At 58.1% G+C, this 9102-nt stretch carries 7 protein-coding genes; 2 read left to right on the forward strand and 5 right to left on the reverse strand.

What is annotated here, in order from left to right; genetic code table 11:
• Positions 1–25 precede the first annotated feature (25 nt).
• Positions 26–1681: an alpha-glucosidase gene (locus Q0O05_RS03945; RefSeq protein WP_293660592.1), complete on the reverse strand. Its 1656-nt coding sequence runs from the start codon at positions 1679–1681 to the stop codon at positions 26–28.
• Between the two features lie 80 nt (positions 1682–1761).
• Here Q0O05_RS03945 and Q0O05_RS03950 point away from each other — a divergent pair, with 80 nt between their 5' ends.
• Positions 1762–3096, forward strand: a complete 1335-nt coding sequence (locus Q0O05_RS03950; protein WP_293660593.1) for a GH1 family beta-glucosidase — start codon at positions 1762–1764, stop codon at positions 3094–3096.
• A gap of 19 nt (positions 3097–3115) precedes the next feature.
• Here Q0O05_RS03950 and Q0O05_RS03955 read toward each other — a convergent pair whose 3' ends face one another.
• Genes Q0O05_RS03955 through Q0O05_RS03970 form a run of 4 tightly spaced genes read right to left on the reverse strand, consistent with a single transcriptional unit; the run spans position 3116 to position 7706 of the window.
• Entirely contained in the window at positions 3116–4294 is a 1179-nt protein-coding gene (locus Q0O05_RS03955; protein ID WP_293660594.1) for a carbohydrate ABC transporter permease, read from the reverse strand.
• Positions 4291–5295, reverse strand: a complete 1005-nt coding sequence (locus Q0O05_RS03960) for a sugar ABC transporter permease (RefSeq protein WP_293660595.1) — start codon at positions 5293–5295, stop codon at positions 4291–4293. Before Q0O05_RS03960 ends, Q0O05_RS03955 begins: the two co-directional genes overlap by 4 nt.
• A 47-nt stretch (positions 5296–5342) precedes the next feature.
• On the reverse strand, positions 5343–6644 hold the full coding sequence (locus Q0O05_RS03965) for an ABC transporter substrate-binding protein (RefSeq protein ID WP_293660596.1): 1302 nt from the start codon (positions 6642–6644) through the stop codon (positions 5343–5345).
• A gap of 57 nt (positions 6645–6701) precedes the next feature.
• Positions 6702–7706: an ATP-binding cassette domain-containing protein gene (locus Q0O05_RS03970; protein WP_293660597.1), complete on the reverse strand. Its 1005-nt coding sequence runs from the start codon at positions 7704–7706 to the stop codon at positions 6702–6704.
• A gap of 209 nt (positions 7707–7915) precedes the next feature.
• Between Q0O05_RS03970 and Q0O05_RS03975 the strand changes: the two genes are divergently transcribed.
• Positions 7916–9102: peptide chain release factor 3 (locus Q0O05_RS03975; protein WP_293660598.1), on the forward strand; the 1187-nt coding region annotated here is incomplete at its 3' end.

Raw genomic sequence — 9102 nt, forward strand, 5'->3', positions numbered from 1 at the left:
CGGAGGTAACGGAGGCAAACGTACTCTAGCCCAAGCGGGCGAACAGCCCACCCCATGGTGCCAATTCCAAGGAGTCTGCTTGCAGGGTCCCGCCGCTCAAGCCGCTGCCCTCCAAAGCCTGGGCCCCATGAAGATCGGCAGGGAGCGCGTAGCGGGTGGCTGTGGCGCTGAAGTTGAATGCACACAAAACGCGCGCACCCTCAAAACCCCGCACAAAAGCAAACACGAGGTCTGACACCGGCAATAGTTGCAAGTCTCCGCGCTGGATCGCCGGCTGGGTTTTACGCCACTGCAAAATTTGGCGGTAATAGGTCAGAAGTGAGTCCTTCACTCCGTCTTGCTCGCTCACCGCAAGCGCCCTCTGAGATTCGGCGACCGGCAACCACGGCTTGGACTGGGTCGCGCCGGCAGGCGCAAAACCGAGGTCTGCAGCTTTGCCATCCCACGGCATAGGCGTGCGGCATCCATCCCTTCCCTTGAACTCGGGCCACATCGTGATGCCATACGGATCTTGAATGTCCTCGAAAGCGATCTCAGCTTCGGGCAAACCGAGCTCATCGCCTTGGTAGATACAGGAGGAACCACGCAAACTCAGTTGCATGGCAGCAGCGAGCTTCAACTTGGCCAGATCATGCGCGCTGCCCCCCCATCGGCTTGCCACGCGCACCACATCGTGGTTTGACAGCGCCCAGCAAGGCCAGCCCCCCTCTGAGATGCTTTCAAAGCGGCTGATGACGCCGTGCAGGTAGGGGGCAGAGTGCTCTGGCCCCAACAGGTCGAAGCAGTAAGCCATGTGCAGCTTGTCCCCACCACGGGTGTACTCGGCGAGGCAAGCTAAACCATCGTCGTCGCCGATCTCACCAACCATGGCTGTGTTGGGGTACTGATCCAGCATCGCGCGCAGCTTACGCAAAAACTCGAGATTCTCGGGCTGGCTCTTGTCGTATTTGTGCCATTGCCAGCCATAAGGGTTCACTGCTGTGACCGCTGCATCTGTGCCATCAGGCCGGCCGCGGGGCGGGTTGTTGCGCAGTTGGGCGTCGTGCACATAGAAATTCACCGTGTCGAGCCGGTAGCCGTCCACGCCGAGGTCCAACCAAAATTTGACGGTCTCCAGCAAAGCGGTTTGCACTTGCGGGTTATGAAAGTTCAGGTCCGGCTGGCTGGTGAGAAAGTTATGCATGTAGTACTGGCATCGACGGGTATCCCACTGCCAGGCGCTACCGCCAAAAATCGACAACCAGTTGTTGGGCGGATTGCCGTCATCTTTGGCATCGGCCCAGACGTACCAGTCGGACTTGGCGTTGGTGGTGCTGGAGCGACTCTCCACAAACCAAGGGTGCTGGTCTGAACTGTGGGACAGCACCTGATCAATCATGACCTTCAAACCCAGTTCATGCGCGCGCGCTATCAGGGCTTTGAAGTCTGCGAGGCTGCCGAACATCGGGTCCACGTCGCAGTAGTCGCTCACGTCGTAACCGAAGTCTTTCATGGGACTTGTGAAAAAGGGGGACAGCCAAATACCGTCCACCCCCAGACTAGCCACATAGTCGAGATGCGCGGTAATACCAGGCAGATCGCCAATGCCGTCGCCATTGCTATCTGCAAAGCTGCGTGGATAAATCTGATAAATCACCCCGCCGCGCCACCAGTTGTCGTTGGGTGCTTTTTGAACTTGCATGCTTGGTTTACCTCAATGAATTGAAAACTACGAATGAAAAATCACTGGACAATGGCAGTCTGCCGAAAAGGACGAATCGAATGCAAAGCCTGGATCCCCTGCTGTCGCCCGCACGTTTTGAATGGGGCTGTGCCACTTCTGCTTTTCAGATTGAGGGGGCCAGCACGGCCAATGGCAAGGTACCCAGCATCTGGGACAGCTTCTGCGCCGAGTCCGGCCGCATTCGCGATGGCAACGATGGAAGCGTGGCTTGCGATCACTTCCACCGATTTGCCGACGATGTGAAGCTGATGGCCGACTTGGGCCTGCGCCACTACCGCTTTTCGATCGCATGGCCTCGCATCACCCGCGCCGACAACACACTTAACGCCGCCGGTCTGGACTTCTACAAGCGATTGCTCGATGCACTGGAGCACCACGGCATTACGCCCAACGCCACCCTGTTTCATTGGGATCTGCCCGCGCACCTGAGCGGCGGCTGGCTCAACCGCGAGACCGCTTACCGATTTGCAGACTACGCCGAGTTGATTGCGCGGCATCTGGGCGACCGCTTGCCCCGCGTGGCTACCTTGAATGAGCCATGGTGCTCGGCCTTTCTCGGCTACGACCTTGGTGTCTTTGCGCCGGGCGTGCAAGACCGCGCTCAATCGCTGGTAGCGGCGCACCACCTGATGCTGGCGCATGGCTTGGGCCTGCAGGCCTGGCGCGCAGTACGCAGTGACACGATGCTGGGCATCGTGCTCAACCCCGAGTTGTGCGACCCTGCCACGCCGGACGGTGGTGATGCACAGGCGGCCCGTATGGCGGAATTGGAGCGCAATGACTGCTTCTTGAATCCCTTGTTCGGACAGGAGTGGCCCGAAGAACTCATCCACCAAATTGGCCCTCACGCGCACGTCAGACACGCCGGCGATACCGCTATCTGTGCACAACAACTGGACTTCATGGGACTGAACTACTACACCCGATCCATCGCCCAGGCGCCTCAATCGGTTCGAGACAAAGAGCGTGGATACACCTTTGTGCCCCCCCAAGAACCCAAACCATTGACCGACATTGGATGGGAAATTTACCCCGAAGGCCTGACGAGAGTCGTTCAGAATCTGCTCGCACAGTGGCCTCTGCCCGCTCTTTGGATCACCGAAAACGGCGCGGCCGACAACACTGAAGTGGCCCACGGTTCTGTCGATGACGGCATGCGCTGTGATTACCTGCGCGCACACTTCGCCGAAGTCGCCCGTCTGCGGAGCGCTGGTGTCGACATCCGCGGCTACTACGTTTGGAGCCTGTTGGACAACTTTGAATGGGCGCATGGGTACAGCCAGCGATTCGGTATCGTGCATGTGGACTTTGCAACCCAGAAGCGGACTCCGAAGCGCAGTGCCTTGATGCTGCAAGGCTGGTTGCGGGCTTAAGTCCATGGCGGCAAATCTTTCAGCCGCCCTTCACTGATCCGGACAAGAGTCCGCGAACAAAGAAGCGCTGCAAAGAAAAGAACACCAGCACCGGCACGACAATTGACACGAAGGCACTGGCAGTCAAGATCTCCCAGCTCTCGCCGCGGGAGCCCAGCAAATCGTTGAGCTTGATGGTGAGCACCACATGCTCCGGAGCCTTGCCCAAGAACACCAAAGCCACCAAAAAATCGTTCCAGACCCACAGAAACTGGAAGATGGCAAAACTCGCAAGCGCCGGCAAGGACAGTGGCAGGACGATGCTGGTAAATATTTGGTAGTGCGAGGCACCGTCCATGCGCGCGCTCTCAATAATGTCACGCGGCAGCGCGGCGATGTAGTTACGCAGCAGGTAGATCGCCAGGGGCAAACCAAAGGCCGAGTGCGCCAACCAGACGCCAAGGAAAGACTTTGATTCGATGCCCAAACCGGCGCCCAACTGGTTGTAAAGGCGTAACAGCGGAATCAGCGACATCTGCAACGGCACCACCAGCAAACCAACCACCACAATAAACAGCCACTTTCGCCCAGGGAACTGCATCCAACTAAAGGCATAGGCTGCAAATGCTGCAATCAGAATGGGAATAAAAGTGGCGGGGATGGTGACCTTAAAGGTATTCAAAAATGCCTGCCCCACGCCCTCGGAGGCAAACACCTTGGCGTAGTTTTGGGTGCTGAAGGAAGGCGGTGTCTCGGCCACATAAAAAATGCGAATACCTTTGTCTTTCTCATAGGGCGCGCTCAACTCCAACCGGTAGCTGCTGTCGGGCTGAACGACCAAGGTACCGTCGGCCACGCCGTCTTCTTCGTCAAAAATCTGCCCGTCCGGTACGTCCACACGAACCCCTGTGACAAATTCATCGGGCTTGGAGGATCTGAGCGAAAAATGTGTGATGCGGACCTGAGCGCCCTCGGCAAAAAGTCGGCCATTGATTACATACTTGTCGCCCTGCTTCACCACGCTTTGAGCGCCGCCGGTGCGTCGCATATCGGCTCGCTTTTGCTCCGACATGGCGGTCCACCAGCCGCTGGAGATCAGTTGCTCTTTGTCCCGGAAGCTTGACACCAGCAGGCCAAAGGTGGGCATCACCCAGGTCGCCACAATCAGCAGCAATATCAGCTGCGCGAGGATTGCGGGGATAGAGAAGTATTTTTTCATCGCTGGGCTTCCTCGGTGCGAAAGCGGCGGATGTTGAAGATCATGACCGGCACCACCGCAAACATGAGCACCATGGCCAGGGTGGAACTGCGGCCGTAGTCGCCGCCGCCACGGAACATCCAGTCGTACATTAAATTCGCCAAGACGCTGGTGTCCCACTGCCCGCCCGTCATGGCCATCACCACGTCAAACACCTTGAGTACGGTGATGGTGATGGTGGTCCACACAACCAGAATCGTAGACATCACCTGTGGCACCATGATCTCGAAAAAAATCTGTAGCTCAGTGGCCCCGTCAATACGAGCGGCCTCAATCGTGTCCTGCGGAACTCCGCGCAACGCGGCCGACAAAATGACCATGGCAAAGCCAGTCTGAATCCAGATCAGGATGGCCATCAGGAAGAAGTTATTCCACAACGGAATCGTCACCCAGGCCTGCGGCTTCATTCCCAGACCCATCGCCATGGCGTTCAGGATGCCGATCTGGTCGGCGTCGGGGCCACGAAAGTCGAATACGAACTTCCAGATCACACTGGCGCCCACAAAGCTGATGGCCATCGGCATGAACACCATAGACTTGGCAAAGTTACCCCACCATACGCGGTCAGCCAGTACCGCGACGACCAGCCCGAAAACTGTGGCGGTGGCCGGGACCACCAGCAACCACAAGAAGTTGTTGCGAATGGTGATTAAGAAATTCTGGTCGGCAAATACCCAGTGGTAATTGGACAGACCGACAAATGTTTCGCCCGTCGCATCAAAAAAGCTCAGGCGGAATGTTTCAAACAACGGATAGAACAAATAAACGCCAAGCAAAAGCAAAGCCGGCGCCAAAAACAGCCAAGGCCGAATGCTCGACTTGATATTTTCCTTGCGAAGCCTGCTGGCCGAAGATGCCTCGGCCAGCCGGTCCAGCAGGAGATTGCTGCCCGCAAAGTACAGCAAGCAAAACGCAATACTGACCACCACAGCGCTTATCGTTTGAAGGATGGAATCGTTCATGGTGGTCAGATCAGGTTAGACAGCGCGCACTTGTTGCAAAGACGCAATTACTTGATGGCGTCCCAGCTCTTTTGGATTCCGTCAGCCACTTCCTTGGCGGACGCGCCACCGGAGTAATTGACCATGCCCTTCCAGAAGCTGCCCGCTCCTACAGCGCCGGGCATCAGGTCAGAGCCGTCGAAGCGGAAGGTAGTGGCGTTCAGCAAGATTTCGCCTTGCTTCTTCAGCGCAGGAGTCTTGTACTTGGCCAGATCAACACCCTTGTGCGGCGTCAGGAAGCCGCCTTCGGCCATCCAGATTTCATGCGCTTGGGGATGTTGCAGGTAGTCCATGAAAGCACGGGCACCCTTGCTGTCCTTGGTGATGGTCATGATGGTGCCGCCGCCAAGAACAGGGTTGCCCAGCTTCTTGCTGCTGAAAGACGGGAAGTAGAAGAAGTCAGCTTCGTCAGACTTGCCTTCTGGGAAGAACGCGGGGATGAAAGAAGCTTGACGGTGCATGTAGCACTTGGGTGGGGAGCCGAACAGACCCTTGGGGCTGTCTTTGAAGCTCACTGTGGCCACGGCCTTGGCGCCGCCATCCACATAGGCATCGTTCTTGGCGAACCAGCCATAGGCTTCAATCGCTTCAATTACACGCTTGTCGTTGAACTTGACCGTGTTGTTCACCCAACCGTCATAGACATCCGGAGTCTGCGTGCGCAGCATGAAATCTTCGACCCAATCGGTTGCGGGCCAGCCGGTGGCAGCATCCGAACCCAAACCGATACACCATGGCTTGCCGCCATCGGCTGCGATCTTCTTGGTCAAGGCCTGCAGCTCTTCCATGGTTTTGGGAACTTTGTAGCCCTTTTCCTTGAAGTTCTCAGGGATGTACCAGACCAAGCTCTTCACGTTCACGTTGTAGAACATGCCGTAGAACTCTTTCTTGCCGGCCTTGTTCGCGTAGGTACCCAGGTCAGCCCAGGAGCTGCCAGCGGCATAGTTCTTCTTGACCCACTCTTGGGCCTTGGTACCCAGAGGGCTCAGGCCGCCGATAGCGGCCATATTTGCCGCCAAACCAGGCTGTGGGAACACCGAAATGTTGGAGGGCGAACCGGCCTTGATATCGATCACGATCTGTTGCTCAGAGCTTTGCGAGCAGGAAGGCTTCACGGTGGCGCCGGTGGCTTTTTCGAAGCCGGCAATCACTTTTTTCAGGCTGCCTTCTTCTGCGCCTGTCCATGGGCAGGTCATGGTGATGACTTCACCCTTGAGGTCTGGCCCTTTGTAATCTGCAGCCATCGCCGGAGCGGCAACTGCACCCAACACCAGAGCGGATGCCCCGGCAATCACGGTCAACTTCATCATCGTCTTCTCCTCGTGGTGCGCCGCGGCCCATCCGCAACGCTTAAAAAATCGGAATACTCAGTCCACTCGCCGGCCCGTGGCGTCGAACTTGTACAAGTGTTCGGGGGCAAAGCCCAGCGCGATGGTCGCACCGGGCTCCAAACCCAGTGTGCCGTCCATGCGGGCGGTAATTTCACCCAAAGCGCCTGCGTTCACATAGGCAAAGGTCTCGTTGCCGAGCTGCTCGGCGTGCTTCAAAGTACCCTGGATGGGGCCATCTGCCGATACCTTCAGGTGCTCAGGGCGCAGCCCGACGGTGGCAACCCCGTGACGCTCGGCCAAAACGCCGCCCAAAAAATTCATCTGCGGCGAACCAATGAAGCCGGCCACAAATTGACTGGCGGGCTTGTTGTAAAGCTCCAGCGGCTTACCCACCTGCTCCACGCGACCTTTGTTGAGAACCACAATTTTGTCGGCCAGGGTCATTGCCTCCACCTGATCGTGGGTCACGTAAATCATGGTGGCTCCCAAGCGGCGGTGCAGGGTCGCCAATTCCACCCGCATCTTGGTCCGCAAAGCCGCATCCAGATTGGACAACGGTTCATCAAACAAAAAGACTTTGGGGTTGCGCACGATCGCACGGCCAATAGCCACCCGCTGCCGTTGCCCGCCCGACAGCGCCTTCGGTAGGCGTTGCAGGTAGTCACGCAATTGCAGGATGTCTGCCGCGGCGTTCACCCGCGACTCAATCTCTACTTTGGGAATTTTGGCAATCTTCAGCGCGAAGGCCATGTTGTCATACACGGTTTTGTGCGGGTAAAGCGCATAGCTCTGAAACACCATAGCCACACCCCGCTGGCTGGGTGGCAAATCATTGACCGCCTCGCCACCGATTTGCAGGGTACCGCCGGAGATATCTTCCAGACCGGCAATCATGCGCAGCAGGGTGGTCTTGCCACAGCCAGAGGGGCCCACAAACACGGTGAATTCGCCGGGCTCAATGTCCAGGTCCACGCCATGAATGACATGCACCTTGCCGTAGCTCTTCTGGATCTCACGCAAGCGAACATCCGACTGACTCATGGGAAACACTCCTAGACAGCGAAGCCGATTTGCAACTTGACCGGCTTCCAAAAACGTTTTTGATTGTCCCAAAAACGTTTTTGAGGCCAATTGGTAGTTTCCCTAATCGCCGAAATTGTGCGGGCGCCGGACGAAGCTCCGGACCCTTAACCGCACGCAACTAAAATCGCGGGCTCGCCCTGTCGGCGTCGTCACTTTTGGATTGCACCTTGTCCTTCGCCAACGAAACACGCCGCCGTCGCACCTTCGCGATCATTTCCCACCCCGACGCCGGTAAAACCACGCTCACCGAAAAGCTGCTGCTGTTCTCGGGCGCGATTCAGATTGCCGGCTCGGTGAAAGCGCGCAAGGCCAGCCGCCACGCCACCTCCGACTGGATGGAAATTGAAAAGCAGCGCGGCATCTCGGTGGCCTCTTCGGTCATGCAGATGTCCTACCGCGACCATGTGGTCAACCTGCTGGACACCCCCGGCCACAAAGACTTCAGCGAGGACACCTACCGCGTGCTCACCGCGGTGGACTCGGCGCTGATGGTGATTGACGCAGCCAACGGTGTGGAAGCCCAGACCCGCCGCCTGATTGAGGTGTGCCGCCAACGCGATACGCCCATCATCACCTTCGTGAACAAAATGGACCGCGAAGTGCGCGAGCCGCTGGACATCCTGGACGAAATCGAGCGCGAGCTGGGCATGCCCTGCGTGCCCATGACCTGGCCGGTGGGTCAGGGCAAGCTGTTCGGCGGCATCATCAATTTGCGCACCCAGGCCATGACGGTGTTTGAATCGGGCAGCGAACGCCGCCCGCAAGACTTCGACGCCATGCCCCTGACTGAACCCGCGGCCCTGCAGGCCCGCTTCGGTCATGAGTGGGACACCGCGGTCGAGAGCATGGAACTCGCAACCGGCGCCTCCCCAGCCTGGGACCACGAGGCCTTTCTGGCCGGCAAGCAAACGCCGGTGTTCTTTGGCTCCGGGGTCAACAACTTCGGGGTGATGGAGGTGCTGGACGCGCTGGTCGACCTGGCCCCCGCGCCGCAAAAGCGCATCAGTACCACGCTGGTGAACCGGCAGCCGGTGGTCAAGGAAGTGCAGCCCGAGGACGATGCCTTCAGCGGCGTGGTCTTCAAGGTGCAGGCCAATATGGACGCCAACCACCGCGACCGCATCGCCTTTGTGCGCATGGCGTCGGGCAAATACACGCCCGGCATGAAGCTCAAGGTGCAGCGCACCGCCAAAGAACTGCGCCCGACCAGCGTGGTCACCTTCCTCTCGCAACGGCGTGAAGCGGTGGACGAAGCTTATGCGGGCGACATCATTGGCTTCACCACCCACGGCGGCGTGCAGCTGGGCGACACCATCACCGATGGCGCGAACCTGCAATTCACAGGCTTGCCGTT

This window comes from Rhodoferax sp. OV413, assembly GCF_945881795.1.
In the GTDB taxonomy this organism is placed as follows: domain Bacteria; phylum Pseudomonadota; class Gammaproteobacteria; order Burkholderiales; family Burkholderiaceae_C; genus Allorhodoferax.